This is a genomic window from Leisingera sp. JC1 (assembly GCF_001679925.1).
In the GTDB taxonomy this organism is placed as follows: domain Bacteria; phylum Pseudomonadota; class Alphaproteobacteria; order Rhodobacterales; family Rhodobacteraceae; genus Leisingera.
Genome location: NZ_LYUZ01000085.1, coordinates 49,061 through 64,146, shown reverse-complemented (window position 1 = coordinate 64,146; position 15,086 = coordinate 49,061). Strand labels below are relative to the sequence as shown.

The following is a 15,086-nucleotide window of genomic DNA, read 5'->3' as shown; positions in this document are numbered from 1 at the left end:
CTGTCGCGCCGATGGTACTTGGGCTCAAGCCCTGGGAGAGTAGGTCACCGCCAAACCTAGTAAAATCCAAACATCTCTCTAAACGATAACAAAACACCTGACGCGGGATGGAGCAGCCAGGTAGCTCGTCAGGCTCATAACCTGAAGGTCGCAGGTTCAAATCCTGCTCCCGCAACCAGCGTTTCCGACCAAGCCTCCGCAAAAAGCGGGGGCTTTTTCGATTCGGCGCTCCCCAAAAACATCAGACCCTCAACATGCGCCCACCAGTGCCCGAAACTCTAAACCGATTTGGCCCATAAAAATGGGGCAGGACACACAGGCGGCACAGCTGCATCAAGAACATGCTGGACAGACTCAAGAATTGGAGGCGCGTGGAGAGCTGCTATGATCGTGGGGAACCTGATCTGACTGGTCCGGTGTGGTTGTTAATCCACGTTCACGGCCCGAGCCTGTGAATAGCTTAGTCCTGCCTTCGAACTGTTTCATTCGGGAAACTCTTTCTTTGCCAAATACTGTCGTGCCAGCACGCGGGTAGTTCCTATGAACCGTTGATTGCGGGCCTTGGATCCGGGCTCATCCATCCGGGTGATGATCCACCCCACATATGTCGCTGACCTCAGCACCAGGAATAGGTTGAGTGCGGTCAAGTCGATCGCCCGCACAGACAGATACCCGGCTATCAGCGCATCACGCAGCGCCGGGTAGTCGGTTTCCCGCATGTTTCTGAGCAAGGTGGTGGCCAGATCAAAAAGGCGGAAGCCAAATCCGCTGTCGTCGAAATCGATCAACTGCAGCTTGTCCCCGTCCGCCATGACGTTCTCGCGCACCAGATCGGCATGGATAAGGCCATAATCCAGTTTGCCCTCCAGCCGTTGCAGTGCCTCATCCGCTTTGTTGCGCAAGGCAAGGAACAGCGCGCGGTCCTCTTTGGTCAGGCTGGGATTCTCCCAGAACCGGTCCCAGACCGGGGTTTTGCCAAGCAGGCCTTCGCGGTTCCAGGACCAGCGGCTGAAGCCCTCTGGCGGGGTCCAGCGGTCGGAGACGGCGTGCAGACGGGCCATTTCGCGGCCGATACCGTAGAACAGGCCGATGCGGTCGGTGGCGGCCAGGTCCTCGCCCGTCTGGCCGACCGGGGCGCCAGAGAGCCAGGTGAGCACATCCACTTGGATATCGTCAGCCACATGCAGAAACTCACCTGAAGTGGAGGGGATCGGGGCCGGCACATGCAGGCCGCCCGCTGCCGCGGCGTTCATCCATTGCAGTTCCGACCAAAGCTCTGCATCGGTGCGGTATCCGGGGCGGTGCAGGCGCAGGGCGCAGGCGCGCCCGGCGTGATCGACCCGGTAGACCTGGTTCTCGCGGGTGGCAATGAGGCGGGTCTCTGCCCCCTGCATCCCCCAGAGCACCAGCGATTGCTCCACGGCTGCAGCTGTCACGGCTGCACCGGGGTTTCGGCCAGCACCTCGTCCAGGGTGTCGAACAACATGTCGGCGTTTTCCCTGGAGAACGGCATCGGCGGGCGGATTTTCAGGGTGTTCCTGTGGCGGCCCAGCTTGGAATGGATGATGCCGCGGTGGCGCATGGCGTTGATCACCCAGTCGGTGAACTCAATCGCCGGTTCCTTGCTTTGCCGGTCCAGTACCATTTCGGCGCCAAACACCATGCCGGAGCCGCGCACGTCGCCGATAAACTCGTACTTCTCCTGCAATGCCTTCAGCCGGGCGCGGGCGTGGGCACCGACCGCCTCGGCATGGGCCAGAAGGTTCTTGTCCTCGATCTCCTCCAGCACCGCCATGGCGGCGGCACAGGACACCGGGTTGCCGCCGAAAGTGTTGAAATAGCGGTAGCCGGAGCGGAAGGTTTTGAGGATTTCGCTGCGGGTGACAACGCCGCCGACCGGGTGGCCGTTGGCCATCGGCTTGCCCAGTGTCATCACATCCGGCACCACGCCCATCTTCTGATGCGCCCACATATGGGTGCCGGTGCGGCCGAAGCCCGATTGCACCTCGTCGCAGATCAGGAGGCCGCCCGCCTTGCGCACCACCTCTGCCGCGGGCTTCAGCCAGCCATCGGGGTGGTTCGGGAAGCCTTCGTTGAGGAAAAAGGGGCAGATCACCAGCGCGGCAAAGCCGGTGCCGGCCTCCTCATGCGCGGCGATCTGTTCCGCCACCGCAGCAGCAAATTTGGTGCCGTCCGGATCCGGGTTGCGGTAGCTGTCCGGGGCCTCGGCAAAGCGGAAATACTGCTCAAGCCCGAAGCCAACCGTTGGCGTGTTCGAGCAGCTGAGCTGGCTGACCAGCGCAGTGTTTCCGTGATAGGTCGCGTCGGTTGCCACAATGCCGCGCTTGCCGGTCATGCCTTCGGCCATGCGCAGGGCGATGTCGTTGGCCTCTGACCCGGTGCAGGTCAGGATGGCAGTGTCGAGCGAGGTGTCCATGGTGCTGGTCAGCTTTTCGGCATAGTCGAGAATTCCGTCATGCAGGTAGCGGGTGTGGGTGTTGAGAGTTGCTGCCTGGCGGCAGATCGCCTCCACCACCCTTGGGTTGCAATGGCCCACATGCGGTACGTTGTTATAGCAGTCCAGATACTTTCGCCCGTCGGCGTCCCACAGCCAGACGTCCTCGCCCTTCACGATATGCAGCGGCTCATCATAGAAAGTGGAGACATTCGGCCCCAAAAGCCGGGCGCGCCGTTTGAGGAGATCCTGGGATCTGGCGGACAGAGTCATGGCGTTTCCTTGAGATTACAGCTGAATCCAGGCGGATTTCAGGTCGGAGTATTTCTCTAATGCGTGCAGAGACTTGTCATGGCCGTTGCCGGACTGCTTGACACCGCCCAGGGGCACGGTCAGGTCGGAACCGCCATAAGTGTTCACATGCACGATGCCGGCGCGGATGCCTGCCACCATGCGGTGCGCCCGGCTGAGGTTTGCAGTCCATACCCCGGCGGAGAGGCCGTAGGTGGTGGCATTGGCAAGGCGGATTGCCTCTTCTTCATCCTTGAATGTGGTGACGGCAAGCACCGGGCCGAACACCTCGTTCTGGAACAGATTGTCCTGTGGCTTAACGCCCGCCATGATGGTCGGCTGCATGTAGAAGCCGCCGGTTTCCTGCAGGATGCGCTTGCCGCCGCTGCGCAGCTCTGCGCCCTCGGTCTCAGCTCGGGCGGCAAACTCAAGGTTGGCTTCCAGCTCTACCAGTGAATGCACCGCACCGATCTGGCTGGCGAGGTCGAGCGGATCGCCGACGCGGAAGGCCTCGGCGTGGCGGGCCATTTCGGTGATGAAATCCTCGGCGATGTCTTCCTGCACCAGCAGCCGGGAGCCTGCAACGCAGACCTGGCCGGAGTTACGGAAAATACCCGCGGCAGAAACTTTGGCAGCCTCTGCCAGATCGGGCGCATCGTTGAAGACGATGTTGGGGGATTTGCCGCCCAGCTCCAAGTAGCAGCGCTTGAGGTTGGAGCGGGCCGAATATTCCAGCAGCCGCCTCCCGGTGGTGCCGGAGCCGGTGAAAACCATGATGTCCACATCCATACTGAGCGCAAGGGTCTCGCCCACCACGCTGCCTTTGCCGGTGACCACATTGAAAACGCCCGGTGGCACACCCGCCTCGACCGCCAACTCGGCTACCTTGAGCAGGCTGAGCGAGGCGCTTTCTGCAGGTTTCAGAACAATTGAATTCCCTGCCGCCAGTGCCGGCGCGATCTTCCAGGAGCCGATCATTAGCGGGAAATTCCAGGGCACGATGGCCCCGACCACGCCAACCGGTGCGTGATGCACAAGGCCCAGCACATTCTCCGCCGTGGGGGCAACCTGACCATAGATCTTGTCAATGGTCTCGCCGTAGTAGCGGAAGGTGGCGGCGGCCGACAGCGCCTCCGCCTTGATCGCCATGTTGATTTCGGTGCCGTTGTCACGCACTCCCAGCACGGCGATTTCCAGCGCCCGCTCCTCGATCAGATCGCCCAGCTTCATCAGCACCTTCTTGCGGGCGGCAGGGGCCATGCGGGACCAGTGCCCGGCCTCAAAAGAGGCCCGAGCGGAGGCGATGGCACGTTCCATGTCGGCAGGCGTTCCCTCTGCCAGACGGGCAAATGGCTTGCCGTCGATAGGGGAAATCACCTCAAGCCTGCCGCCGGTGAGGGAGGCCTGTGCCTCGCCATCGATGAAATGGCCCTGCACCGGCACCTCCAGCTGCCGGAGGGCGTCGATATCGCTTTGGTTCAGCATGTTGTTACCCCTGCTGGCTCGAATGTTCGTAGTCTGGTCCGACCGGCTCTGGCTTCTGCTTCGCCTTCTGCTCGCGGATCAGGGTGCGGATGTGCAGCACCAGGATTCCGATGATCATCACAAAGATGATTGCGGCGATCGGACGGCTGATGAAATCGATGGGGGTTTTCACTGCCGCCATCGCGGCCCGCAGCTTGACCTCCATGATGCCGCCTAGGACCATGCCCAGGATGATCGGCACAATCGGCAGGTTCAGCCGTTTGAGGATCAGTCCCAGCACACCGAAGCCTGCGGCAATGGCGCAGTCGGTGATCGAATTACGCAGCGAGTAGACGCCGATGAAGGACAGGGTCAGGATCATCATGCCGAGGAAGCGGGTCGGGATTTGGATGATCTTCAGCAGAAGGTTGGTGGAGAACAGCAGGAACACCAGCACAATCAAGTTGAGCAGGATCAATGCCAGATAGAGCGCCATCACGAAGTCCAGCTGGGTTTCGAAGAGCTGCGGACCGGGGATCACGTTGTGAACATAGAATACCGACAGCATCATCGCGGTCAGCGCTTCGCCGGGGATGCCAAGCGCCAGGAGCGGGATCATTGCCGCACCTGGGACAGCGTTGTTTGCGGCCTCAGATGCGACAAGGCCTTCGGGAGAACCGTTGCCGAAGGCGTCCGGGGTTTTCGAGGTCTTCTGCGCGTAAGTGTAGGAGAGGAACTGTGCGGTGAATTCACCGACGCCGGGGATCATGCCCATCAGCACACCGAGGGAGGAAGAGACGGTGGCAATGCGCTTGATCCCCAGCAGCTCTTTCACACCTGACAGCATGCTGCCTTGCACATGGGCGTCGCCCGGGGCGTGGTCCTTTTCGATCAGCAGCAAAAAGGCCTGGCTGAGGGCAAACAGCCCCAGCACCACGACAATCAGGTCAAACCCGGAGGACAGCCAGGACTGATCGAAGGTAAAGCGTTTAGTGTATTTGACCGGCTCCAGCCCGACGGTGTTCAGGAAGATCCCGAAACAAGTCAGCATCCCGGCTGCAAAGGTCTGGCCGCGGTGCGCCACGACCACCAGCAGAATGCCCATGAAGGCAGCCAGGAATATTTCGCGGCTTCCGAAGTGCGGGGCGACCAGCGCCAGCAGCGGTGCAAGCAAGATCAGGCAGATAACAGAGAAAATGCCGCCGAAAAATGACGCCGTGTACGCCAGAGAGAGCGCCCGGTGGCCCTCCTTGCGCTTGGTCATCGGGTAGCCGTCATAGGTTGTCAGCGCGTTGACCGGCGTGCCAGGGGTATTGATCAGGATGGCGGGAATTGCGCCGCCGTACATCGAGCTGCCGTAAATACCTAGCAGCAAAGTCAGGCCGACGATGGGTTCAAACGCAAAGGTCGCAGGCAGCAGGATGGCAATGGCAACCGCAGGCCCGACACCGGGCAGTGCACCAATGACGACACCACCTATGGAGCCGATGACCAGCGCCATCAGAACGTCCCATTGGGCAAGAATTTGAAGACCGGAAAAAAGCGTGTCCATAGCTACCTCACAAATAGCTCAGCGCAAAGGCGCGGACCGCCTCGGGCAAGTATTGATAGATTTCGCCTGCGGGGATCTTCACCTGCAGGAACCCGCGGAAGATCAATGCGACGCAGACCGCAAACAGCGCAGCAAGCGTCAGGTGCTGCGGGCGGCGGAAGCCCGCGCGCAGGGTGAGGAACAGGGCAAAGAGGATGGTTGACGGCAGGTAGCCGCAGAGCGGGACGATGGCGACATAGACCAGGAAGTACAGAACATACTCAAGCGATCGCAGCCAGAACACGACTTCCTTCAGCCGGCCGTAAATGCGCGGTGAAACGATCGAGCCCAGCAGATGGAAGGCGCCGAAGATTACCATGCCCCAGACTGCAATGCTGGGCCACAGCGCCGGCTGTCCGAACCATTTGGTGCGTTTCACCCACTTGGTTTGCTCGCCTAGCTGGCTCAGAAGGAACAGCGCGAACAGCAGGAACACCACGGCAAAAACCAGATCTCCGGGCCGCCGGTAGCGCTGAAACAACTCTTGAAAATACTTGATGCGTGTCATCGCAGCGTCCTCCTCCTGCCGCGGCGGATGCTGGGGCGCACCGGGGCGCCCCAAGCTGTATTACTCTCCGACCAGGGCGTTGATCTCGGCCAGATCGGTGATGTCTTTCTCGATCTGCTGGGATGAACTTTCTGCATCCTTCCAGTAGAGCAGCACGCCGGTTTCCTTCATCAGGTTTTGCGCCGCTTCGGTTTCCAGCGTGGCCTGGGCTGCGGCGGCGATCTTCTCGCGCGCGTCGGCAGGCGTGTCCTTGTGCACAAACAGCCCGTTCCACAGCGACAGTTCCAGGCCCGGAACCACCTCGGCCATGGTCGGCACATCCGGGGTCAGCGCGGTACGCTCGGAGCCGATGCTGGCCAGGATCTTGATGCTGTCCATGCAGGGCAGCAGGGTCTGCAGGGTGCCGTTCACCACGTCCACGTCGCCCGAGGCTAGAACGTTGCAGTCAAGCAAGTCATAGGCCGCCTCGCTGGCGAAATCGAAGCCGGACTTGATGGCGGCGGCAAAGGTTACTTTGGTCGGGGCCAGGAAGGTGCCGTAGTGACCCAGTGACACGTCATTTTCCGCGCCATAGGCCGAAAGCTCTTCCCAGGTGTCATAGGGCTTGTCAGCAAGTGTCGCGACCACAAACGGATAGGTCAGGAAAATGCCGACCGGATCGAAGGGATTGGGGGCCAGCTCCGGGATGCCGATTTCGGGGCCGACCACGGGCACGCCGATCACGAAGGAACCCACTGTGTAACCGTCCGCCGGAGCGTTAGCCACCTCGACAGCACCAGGGAACGGGCCGCCGCCGCCGCCCGGCTTGTTCACCACCGCGGCGGGGACACCGTACATCTCCTGGAACTTGTCGGCGATCATCCGGGTCAGCACGTCTTCCAGATCGCCCGGCGGCCAGGGCACCACGAAGGAGACCGGCTTTTCCGGGTATTCCGCCATCGCGGCAGTGGCGCTGAGCACGGCGGCGGCAGCTGCGAGTTTGAGTTTCATAGTTTCCTCCCTATTGAATACTCATTGTTCTTTTGGTCACGCCTTGCCCGGCGGGACAGTTCCTTCGGCCACCCAGCAGTCGAAGATTTTTAATGCCGTTTGGGCAAAAGCAGGGTCGTTGATATGGGCGTCCAGTTCGGTCGCCTGGACGGAAGGCGCCACGGTGGCGCTTAGTTCGCTGATGAAGGCCTCCAGCCCTTCCGGGTCGTGGCAGTCGCCGCCGGGGCGGTCCCATTCCTCTATACCGCCTTTTGGAATGATCAGATGCGTGGGGGCCTTGCTTTCGCCAATCCGCCGGTTCAGCTCGCGGGCGATCCCGCGGCGTTCCTCAGCGTTGTAGAAGGTGTTTTTCACCAGCTTGTTATGGGTGTGGATCGGGCGGCCCTCGAATTGGGGCGGGATCTCCTGCCAGCCGGCAAAGTCGATCAGGTCCATGCAGCCCGGCGCAACGATCTGCGGGATGCCTGCACGGCCCGCCGACAGATGCCGGTCGCGGCCGGCATTGACCACCGATCCGGCCAGAAGATTGCCCAGTTCGCAGCCGGCGAAATCCATCACGCAGACAAAGCCGTTTTGCGCTGCGATCTGCTCAAACGCCATGCCGCCCATGCCCATGGCATGGAACACTGCTACCTCGTAGCCCCGCTGCTCCAGTTCCGGTTTCAGCGTCTTGATGTATTTGAGGCAGGAGGTGCCCAGCGATGTGACACCGATCACCGGCCGCCCGCTGACCGCAGGCTCAGCCGCCCTTGCAGCGCCCAGAACCGCCCCCGCCGCCTGGGCAAGAGAAGACCTGCAGATGCTGTTCAGCCCATAGAGGCCGCCAGCCCAAAGGATCATCTGGATATCCGGCGACAGCCGTTCTGCCGGGATCAGTGCCGAGAAGGAGACGGTGGAGACCACATATTTCGGCACCCCGACCGGCAGCGCCTGGCAAACATCCAGCGCCAGATCGGTGCCCATGGTGCCGCCCAGGATGATCACCCCGTCAATGCCGCCGTCGCGGTGCAGCTCCTGCGCTAGGGCACAGGCGCCGGCCGACATGATATTCATCGCCACATGCTCGCTGCCGCTGTCGATGGCAGCTTGAATGGAGCTGCCGCCTGCCTTGGCCACGTCATGCTTGGAGAAATCCGTGGGCTGTTCCGGGTCGCCCAGCACGCTGACATCCAGTGTCAGCACGCCGCCGCCCAAGGCATGGATCTTCTGCGCCAGAAATTCCAGCTCGGCATTCTTGGTATCGTATGTGCCAATGACTAGTATAGTCTTGTCAGCCATGGTGTCCTCCCTGCCAGTTGCGGCTCAGCCCCGCATGATTTCGCCCTTGGGGTCATAGTATGGAGCCAGCTGCACCTTCAGCGGGTACATATTGCCAGCGATCTGCACTTCGAATCCACCTTCATCGATCCAAGACTTGCTGACACCGCCGCCGCTGTGGAGGCTGGCAAGGCCGACCATCGCCTGCAGCCGGAAGCCCCAGTCGCCGGAGGTTACATGGCCCACGATCGCGCCATTCTTCCACACGGGTTCATTGTGGATAAGGTAGGGCCCGTCCTTGGCATTTGCACTTTCGACGATGCAGGAGGCGGTTCTGCACTCTGTTGCCGCCCCGCCTTCTTTCTGCGCAGCCAGTTTGGCTTTGCCGAGGAAATCGTCTTTTTTGCTAAGCGCGACCGCAAAGCCCAGTCCGGTTTCATAGGGGGTGTCGTCTTCGGCAATGTCGTGGCCGAAGTGGCGGAAGCCCTTTTCCAGGCGGCAGGCGTTCATCGCGAACATGCCCATGTGACGCAAGCCCAGCGGCTCGCCGGCCTCCATCAGCGCCTCATAGACGCCTGCGGTGAATTCGGTTGGCATCATCAGCTCATAACCCAGCTCGCCCAGGAACGAGCGGCGGATGGCCCAGCCGCGGGCATAGCCAATGTCGATTTCCTGTGCCGCGCCAAAGGGGAAGGCTTCGTTTGACAGGTCATCGCCGGAAACCGCGGACAGGATCTGGCGCGACTTGGGACCGTGGAGGGAGATCAGACCATAGGCTGAGGTGGCGTCGAAAATCTCGAACTGCCATTCCGGGTTCGCATGATCGCGGATCCAGGCCTGGTCGCGGATCTGGCTGGGGTGGCCGGTAATCACCATAAAGCACTCCGGCGCGGTGCGGGTGATGGTGACATCCGCCTCGATGCCGCCGCGGGAGTTCAGGAACTGGGTGTAGACCGAGGTGCCGGTTGCCACGTTCATTTCCGCGCCGCAGACCCGGTTCAGCGCGCGCACCGCATCGGGACCTTGCACCTGGATTTTGGCGTACATCGACTGGTCGATCAGCACAGCAGCGTCACGCGCCGCCAGGCACTCTGCCTCAACATGCGGCGACCAGTCCTTCCACCACAGGCTCGGCTCCTCGTTCCAGCCCTTCTGCTCAGGATCATAGTACATGGGCATTTCCCAGCCGATCCGTTCCGCGAAAGTGGCGCCGGCGGCCTTGAGCCGGTCATGCAGCGGCACTCGCCGCACGCCGCGGGCGCTGCTGACCTGGCGGCCGGCCCAGGAGACGCCATAGTGGAAGCCTACCGATTCCGCGCTGCGGTCGTGGTTGTACCTGGTGTTGCGCTGGAACGGGTGCGCGCGGCGGGCCAGCATCGGCCCCATCCCGCGCGACGGCGCGCCATCAATCAGCCATTCCGCCATCGTCAGCCCGACGCCGCCGGAATTGAGGATGCCGTTGGAGTTCATGCCAGTTGCCACAAACAGGCCCTTGATCTCGCTGGCCGGCCCCAGGTAGGGGCGGCCGTCCGGGGTGAAGCTCTCCGGCCCGTTGAAGAAGGTTTGGATGCCCATCTCGCCCAGGGGCGGCATCCGCTCGAACATCTTTTCCAGGTTCGGCTCCACATGCTCCATGTCAAAGGGCAGCTCGTCGAACTCGAAATCCTCCGGGATACCATCGGCGCCATAGGGCTTGCCCAGCTTCTCGAAGGAGCCGATCAGCAGCTTGCCGGTGTCTTCCTTCCAGTAGGTGCGCTCCTCGGCGATGTTGAGGATCGGCAGGTTCTTGGGCAGCCCGTCGACCGGCTCGGTCACGATGTAGAAATGCTCGGTCGCGTGCAGCGGCACGGTGACACCGTGCGCCTTGGCGAACAGATGGCTCCACATGCCGCCGGCCAGCAGCACCTTGTCCGTGGCGATCACGCCCTTGTCGGTTTCCACACCGGCAATCCTGCCGCCGCGGACAACCAGCTGATTGACCTTGGTCTCCTCGAACAGCTGTGCGCCCTGCGCCTTGGCACCCTTGACCATGGCGACGGTCACATCCAGCGGGTTCACTTGGCCGTTGGATGGCACGAAGAAGGCGGATTTCACGTCGTCTGTTTCGATCCAGGGCCATTTCTCCTGCAGCTCCGCGCGGGACAACAGGAAACTCTCGATCCCCATGCGGGCTGCGTGATCATGGCCGCGCAGCAGCTGCTCGTGCCGCACGTCGCCGATGGCCAGGTTGATGGTGCCGTTGGGCTTGTAGCCGGTGGCCTGACCGGTCTCTTCCTCCAGCTCACGGAACAGTCGGGCGGTGTATTTGCCCAGCTCGGTCTGGGCGGTGCTGTCGCGCAGCTGGCCAACGATCCCGGCCGCGTGCCAGGTGGTGCCGCTCGCGACTTTGCGGCGTTCGATCAGGACAGCAGGCACCCCCCGCTTCGCCAAGTGGTACAGCGTAGAGACACCAATAATGCCGCCGCCGATGATTACCACAGGGGCTTGTTCAGGGAGATTGTAAGCCATCAAATCGTTCCTTCAGCCCGCTGTTGCAGGCGATCCGCAGGTTTCAGACCAGGAGCGGAGAGGCGCCGGGGAGCGCAGGCTTTAGCCGCTCAGATGCAGATCTTGTGGCAGAAAGATTCGATTCACAGAAATGTTTCGCACCATAGGTGCGTTTATTGCACCACTAAAGAAACCGGGCTGCGCGGTGACGGCGCACCAGTCAGCGCTGTCTCCAGCTGCCGGATAGCGGCCCCCAGCAACGCGGCCAGTTCTGCTTGGCGGGCGGGATCCAGGTTCAGGTCGGGAACCGCAATCGCTATGGTGCCTGCCGGGTCCTTGCCATCCGTGAAAAACGGCATCGCCACGCTGGCGACCCCGATCTCAACTGTGTTGCGGGCGCACGAATAGCCGCGGCTTCGGGTTTCACGGAGAACATCTCTCAACTCAGCTTCATCTGTCACAGTGAAGCGTGTCAGTTTTTCCCGTTTCAGGCTCAGCAGCCGCTCCCGGGTGTCCTCAGAACAGAATGCCAGAAACGCCAGTCCGGAAGAGGAAGAGTGGTAAGGGTAGGTTTCCGCGGGCTGCAGATTGATCACATTGCCCCGTGCAGGCAGAGTAAACGAAGCAGTTCCCAAACCTACGGCGCCAGGAATGCCGACATGCACGGTTTCATTTGCCTGCGCGGACAGCCACTGAGTCACCACTTGGGTTGCCTTTACCATCGGTACAGTGGCTTCGCGCAGCCGCGCCAGAGACAGGAAGGCGTGGCCCAACCGGTACTTTCTGGTTTCCGGGTTCTGCTCGATGAAACCATGATTGATGAGAGACAGAAGCAACCTGCGAGTTACGGCTTTGTCTTGATCCGTGGCGCGGGCCAGGTCGTTCAAGCCGATTTCAAGGTTCTCCAGCGAAAACTGGCGTAGCAGAAACATGGCTTTGTCCACGGTCTTCATTGGGCTTCCTTCGCGCAATTCGGTTCCGCATGTTCCGCCGGAGCCGGGCATTGACCGCTAACGTACCATATGGCTCAGGCCGGAATCGAAATTTCTGCACTCCGGGTGCGATTAAAGCACCTTGTGAAGTGCATTGATAGTAATGGTTCGAACTAGTGCACTCTGCAACCGGATATCTGCTGACGAAAAACGCTCGGCTTCAAAGCAAAAGCTTAATAAATTCTTGCGCGGTGATCCGGCTTCACCAGCAGCCCGTAATCAGACTATGGTGACACTGAACTTGGATAGGCCGCCGGAAGAAACAATTGTGCTTCGGGCAACGCCTGAGGACAATGCCGCCGTGCCGAAAGACCAGTCGTTTTCACAACTTACCCTTTGGCTCCTTGCAGTACGCGATCAGCGTGACAGAGAGGCATTTGCGGACATGTTTGATTTTCTGGCGCCGCGGCTGAAGGGTTTTGTCATCCGGTGTGGCGCAAGGCCCGCGCTGGCAGAAGAGATCGTCCAGGACGTCATGCTCACCATTTGGCGCAAAGCGTCGCTGTTTGATCCGCACAAGGCGCAGGCCGCGGCTTGGATTTATCAGATCGCCCGCAACCGTCATATCGACATCGTCCGTAAGGAAAGCCGGCCTGTGCCGGACGAATTGGGTGAAGATCCCGGCACCGAGCCCGACGCTAGTCAGATCCTTGCACTGGAGCAGGAAGCGGAGCAGTTGAAGCAAGCCATTGCGCAACTGCACCCCGATCAGAAAGAGATGATCGTAAAGGCCTATATGGGTGACCTGACTCATCAAGAGATCAGCAGCCAGACCGGCCTGCCGCTTGGAACCGTAAAATCGCGCATCCGCCTGGGACTCGGGCGGCTGCGCAAGGAATTAAAAGGATTGCGCTGAATGCCTGCAATCACTCATCACATCCCCGACGCGATGATTGCTGCCTATGTCTCCGGCAGCCTTCCGCATGCCTTTTCAATGGTGGTGGCGTCCCACTTGTCCTATTGCCGCGACTGCCATGCGGCGCTCGGCGCGCATCAGGCTGCTGGCGGTGCGCTGCTTGAGACTGAGGATGGCGTAGCAGTTGACGCGGGTCTGAAATCGAAGGTTCTGGCGGCGCTGGACGCGCCTGCTGTGCCGGAACCGGTCTACGAAACAAGAGGGATCTATCCCGGCCCGGTCATACAGAGCCTGAAGGGGAGGACGCCGCGCTGGAAGACTCTCGGAATGGGCGTGAAGCAAGACATTCTGTTTGAGGACAATGAGGGATCTGCCCGGCTGCTATTCATTCCGGCCGGGCAGGCGGTGCCCGACCACAGCCACAATGGTCTGGAGCTGACACTGGTTCTGCAGGGCAGCTTCAGCGATGAAACCGGGCAATTTGGTGTCGGCGATGTCGAGATAGGCGACGAGAACCTGGAACATACACCGGTCGCAGATGCAGGCGATCCATGCATCTGCCTGACCGCAACCGATGCGCCGCTGAGGTTCAGAGCCTTCATGCCGCGCATGCTGCAGCCTCTGTTCCGGATTTGAGGCTAGTTGAAAAATAGGGCAAATCCGGCGCGCCACTCATTTCCCGCGGTAGACAATCCAGTCGGGAAGCAGATTAAGCGCATTGATTGCGAAGGAGAAAGGGCGGGGGAAATCGGTGCGGAAGCGGCGCGACCGCATCGCCGCAATCACATGGCGAGCGGCGTCCTCCGGGTCCATCAGTTGCGGCATCCGGAAGCTGTTCTTGTAGGTCAGGCGGGTTTTGATGAAGCCAGGATTGACTAGGCGGACAGTAACGCCGCTATCCTTCAGGTCGTGGCGCATGGTTTCCGCCAGGCTCACCAGAGCCGCCTTGCTGGCGCCGTAGCCGATCGATGCAGGCAATCCCCGGTACCCGGCCAGAGAGCCGACCAGGGTGATGTCCCCGCGCCTTTGCCTGACAAAGCCGGGCACCACTTCCCCAAGAACGCGCAGCGCGCCTGTGAAATTCACATCGCTCATCTTCAGCACGGCTCCGCTGTCCCAGTTCTGGGTCCGCATAGGTTCATAGACGCCTGCATTGTAGATCACACCATCCAGCGGGCCAGCGGTGCGGGCGGCCTGTGCAACCGCGTCCGTATCTGTCACATCCAAAGGCAGAACGATTGCGTTGCACAGTTCTTGTGCCAGTTTCCGCAACGCATCTTCTGAACGCGCCGACAAGATCAACCGGGCTTCTTGATCGGCCAGCTGGCGTGCAATCTCGCGGCCCAATCCATGGCTCGCCCCCACCAGCCAATAGGTCTTGCCCGCAAACGGCGTCACGCCTCTTTCCCTGTGAAGGTTGCGCTATCTGAGATCAGAGGTTCCGGTGGTTTTGGTTTCTTCAGGAACGGTGCGCGTTTGAACCAGAGCTTTAGCGCCTGCCAGTAGATCAGAGCGACCACGCGGACAGCCCCTAGCGGCCGACGCATGGCAGCCCCCAGCAGTCCGCCAACAGTGATGGGGCGGCGCTGGCCTTTGAGAGTCGCCAGCACCCCTTCGTCGCCATTGGTGTAGGATATCCGGATGTTGAAGGCCTGGTCCGTCATGCCGAAATTGAAGCTGTAACGGCCTGCTACCTGCTGAAATGGCGAGACATGCATCAGCTTCTCGGCCTCGATCACTTCGCTGTGCCGGATTGGCCGGAACTCCGGGTGGGCGGCAAAATAGCAGTGCCGGTGGCCGAAGGTGTTGTTCACTTCGGCGATGAAGGCCCAAGGGCTGCCGTCTCTTACCGCGATCCAGAAGCTGACCGGGTTAAAGTGGAACCACAGGAAACTTGGCTGGGTCAGCAGCAGCAGCTGGGCCCCCTCAAGTGGGAAACCGCGCTGCTGCAGCTCCTCGCGGAACCAATCAACACCGCTCCCGTTGCCGCGCATGCCGCCATGGCAGCGGTCGTGAACCGAAAACAGGTTGAACCGGTTGCGAGACAGAAGTGGCAGTGACCCATGCGTCAGGTCGGTCAGTATGTAGTCGACGCCATAACGGAAGGCATTTTTCAATCGGCCCCTGCGGGCGTGAAAGGTCTGGGCTGCCACATGTTCGATCATGTCATGGATACGCCTGCTATACCGTACCGG

Annotated in this window: 13 protein-coding genes and 1 tRNA gene; 3 read left to right on the top strand and 11 right to left on the bottom strand. The window is 61.0% G+C overall.

The window, feature by feature from the left end:
* Window positions 1-101 precede the first annotated feature (101 nt).
* A tRNA-Met gene (locus tag A9D60_RS11000) sits at window positions 102-178 on the top strand.
* 304 nt (window positions 179-482) lie between these two features.
* Here A9D60_RS11000 and A9D60_RS10995 read toward each other — a convergent pair.
* The 9 genes from A9D60_RS10995 to A9D60_RS10955 all read right to left on the bottom strand — a co-directional run bounded on the left by A9D60_RS10995 (window position 483) and on the right by A9D60_RS10955 (window position 11,996).
* Complete coding sequence (locus A9D60_RS10995) at window positions 483-1,436, bottom strand: phosphotransferase enzyme family protein (protein ID WP_254656676.1); 954 nt, start codon at window positions 1,434-1,436, stop codon at window positions 483-485.
* Window positions 1,433-2,728 carry an aspartate aminotransferase family protein gene (locus A9D60_RS10990; RefSeq protein ID WP_065267633.1) on the bottom strand — a complete coding sequence of 432 codons (1,296 nt, stop codon included), beginning with the start codon at window positions 2,726-2,728 and terminating at the stop codon, window positions 1,433-1,435. The genes A9D60_RS10995 and A9D60_RS10990 overlap by 4 nt, the downstream gene beginning before the upstream one ends.
* 15 nt (window positions 2,729-2,743) lie before the next feature.
* On the bottom strand, window positions 2,744-4,231 hold the full coding sequence (locus A9D60_RS10985; RefSeq protein WP_065267632.1) for an aldehyde dehydrogenase: 1,488 nt from the start codon (window positions 4,229-4,231) through the stop codon (window positions 2,744-2,746).
* A 4-nt stretch (window positions 4,232-4,235) separates the two neighbouring features.
* Entirely contained in the window at window positions 4,236-5,762 is a 1,527-nt protein-coding gene (locus A9D60_RS10980; protein ID WP_065267631.1) for a tripartite tricarboxylate transporter permease, read from the bottom strand.
* Window positions 5,763-5,769: 7 nt separating this feature from the next.
* Window positions 5,770-6,309: a tripartite tricarboxylate transporter TctB family protein gene (locus A9D60_RS10975; protein WP_065267630.1), complete on the bottom strand. Its 540-nt coding sequence runs from the start codon at window positions 6,307-6,309 to the stop codon at window positions 5,770-5,772.
* Window positions 6,310-6,369: 60 nt separating this feature from the next.
* Window positions 6,370-7,299, bottom strand: coding sequence for a tripartite tricarboxylate transporter substrate binding protein (locus A9D60_RS10970; protein ID WP_065267629.1), 930 nt, complete (start codon window positions 7,297-7,299; stop codon window positions 6,370-6,372).
* Between the two features lie 36 nt (window positions 7,300-7,335).
* The gene (locus A9D60_RS10965) at window positions 7,336-8,577 is read right to left on the bottom strand and encodes a Tm-1-like ATP-binding domain-containing protein (protein ID WP_065267628.1); all 1,242 of its coding nucleotides are present in this window, start codon (window positions 8,575-8,577) and stop codon (window positions 7,336-7,338) included.
* 24 nt (window positions 8,578-8,601) lie between these two features.
* Window positions 8,602-11,064: an FAD-dependent oxidoreductase gene (locus A9D60_RS10960; RefSeq protein WP_065267627.1), complete on the bottom strand. Its 2,463-nt coding sequence runs from the start codon at window positions 11,062-11,064 to the stop codon at window positions 8,602-8,604.
* Window positions 11,065-11,216: 152 nt separating this feature from the next.
* Window positions 11,217-11,996: an IclR family transcriptional regulator gene (locus A9D60_RS10955; RefSeq protein WP_065267626.1), complete on the bottom strand. Its 780-nt coding sequence runs from the start codon at window positions 11,994-11,996 to the stop codon at window positions 11,217-11,219.
* 265 nt (window positions 11,997-12,261) lie between these two features.
* Between A9D60_RS10955 and A9D60_RS10950 the strand changes: the two genes are divergently transcribed.
* On the top strand, window positions 12,262-12,891 hold the full coding sequence (locus tag A9D60_RS10950) for a sigma-70 family RNA polymerase sigma factor (RefSeq protein WP_083194156.1): 630 nt from the start codon (window positions 12,262-12,264) through the stop codon (window positions 12,889-12,891).
* Window positions 12,892-13,527 (top strand): ChrR family anti-sigma-E factor, encoded by a 636-nt coding sequence (locus tag A9D60_RS10945; protein WP_065267625.1) that lies wholly within the window; start codon window positions 12,892-12,894, stop codon window positions 13,525-13,527.
* 36 nt (window positions 13,528-13,563) lie between these two features.
* Here A9D60_RS10945 and A9D60_RS10940 read toward each other — a convergent pair whose 3' ends face one another.
* Together A9D60_RS10940 and A9D60_RS10935 are read right to left on the bottom strand one after the other, a co-directional pair.
* Complete coding sequence (locus A9D60_RS10940; RefSeq protein ID WP_065267624.1) at window positions 13,564-14,289, bottom strand: SDR family NAD(P)-dependent oxidoreductase; 726 nt, start codon at window positions 14,287-14,289, stop codon at window positions 13,564-13,566.
* Complete coding sequence (locus A9D60_RS10935; RefSeq protein WP_065267623.1) at window positions 14,286-15,056, bottom strand: DUF1365 domain-containing protein; 771 nt, start codon at window positions 15,054-15,056, stop codon at window positions 14,286-14,288. The genes A9D60_RS10940 and A9D60_RS10935 overlap by 4 nt, the downstream gene beginning before the upstream one ends.
* Window positions 15,057-15,086 lie beyond the last annotated feature (30 nt).

What these genes read in the sequence shown, in the direction of transcription:
- A9D60_RS10960 (WP_065267627.1), bottom strand. Translation starts at nt 11,064, where the DNA reads ATGGCTTACAATCTCCCTGAACAAGCCCCTGTGGTAATCATCGGCGGC.
- A9D60_RS10965 (WP_065267628.1), bottom strand. Translation starts at nt 8,577, where the DNA reads ATGGCTGACAAGACTATACTAGTCATTGGCACATACGATACCAAGAAT.
- A9D60_RS10985 (WP_065267632.1), bottom strand. Translation starts at nt 4,231, where the DNA reads ATGCTGAACCAAAGCGATATCGACGCCCTCCGGCAGCTGGAGGTGCCG.
- A9D60_RS10935 (WP_065267623.1), bottom strand. Translation starts at nt 15,056, where the DNA reads ATGATCGAACATGTGGCAGCCCAGACCTTTCACGCCCGCAGGGGCCGA.
- A9D60_RS10990 (WP_065267633.1), bottom strand. Translation starts at nt 2,728, where the DNA reads ATGACTCTGTCCGCCAGATCCCAGGATCTCCTCAAACGGCGCGCCCGG.
- A9D60_RS10945 (WP_065267625.1), top strand. Translation starts at nt 12,892, where the DNA reads ATGCCTGCAATCACTCATCACATCCCCGACGCGATGATTGCTGCCTAT.
- A9D60_RS10980 (WP_065267631.1), bottom strand. Translation starts at nt 5,762, where the DNA reads ATGGACACGCTTTTTTCCGGTCTTCAAATTCTTGCCCAATGGGACGTT.
- A9D60_RS10955 (WP_065267626.1), bottom strand. Translation starts at nt 11,996, where the DNA reads ATGAAGACCGTGGACAAAGCCATGTTTCTGCTACGCCAGTTTTCGCTG.
- A9D60_RS10950 (WP_083194156.1), top strand. Translation starts at nt 12,262, where the DNA reads ATGGTGACACTGAACTTGGATAGGCCGCCGGAAGAAACAATTGTGCTT.
- A9D60_RS10970 (WP_065267629.1), bottom strand. Translation starts at nt 7,299, where the DNA reads ATGAAACTCAAACTCGCAGCTGCCGCCGCCGTGCTCAGCGCCACTGCC.
- A9D60_RS10975 (WP_065267630.1), bottom strand. Translation starts at nt 6,309, where the DNA reads ATGACACGCATCAAGTATTTTCAAGAGTTGTTTCAGCGCTACCGGCGG.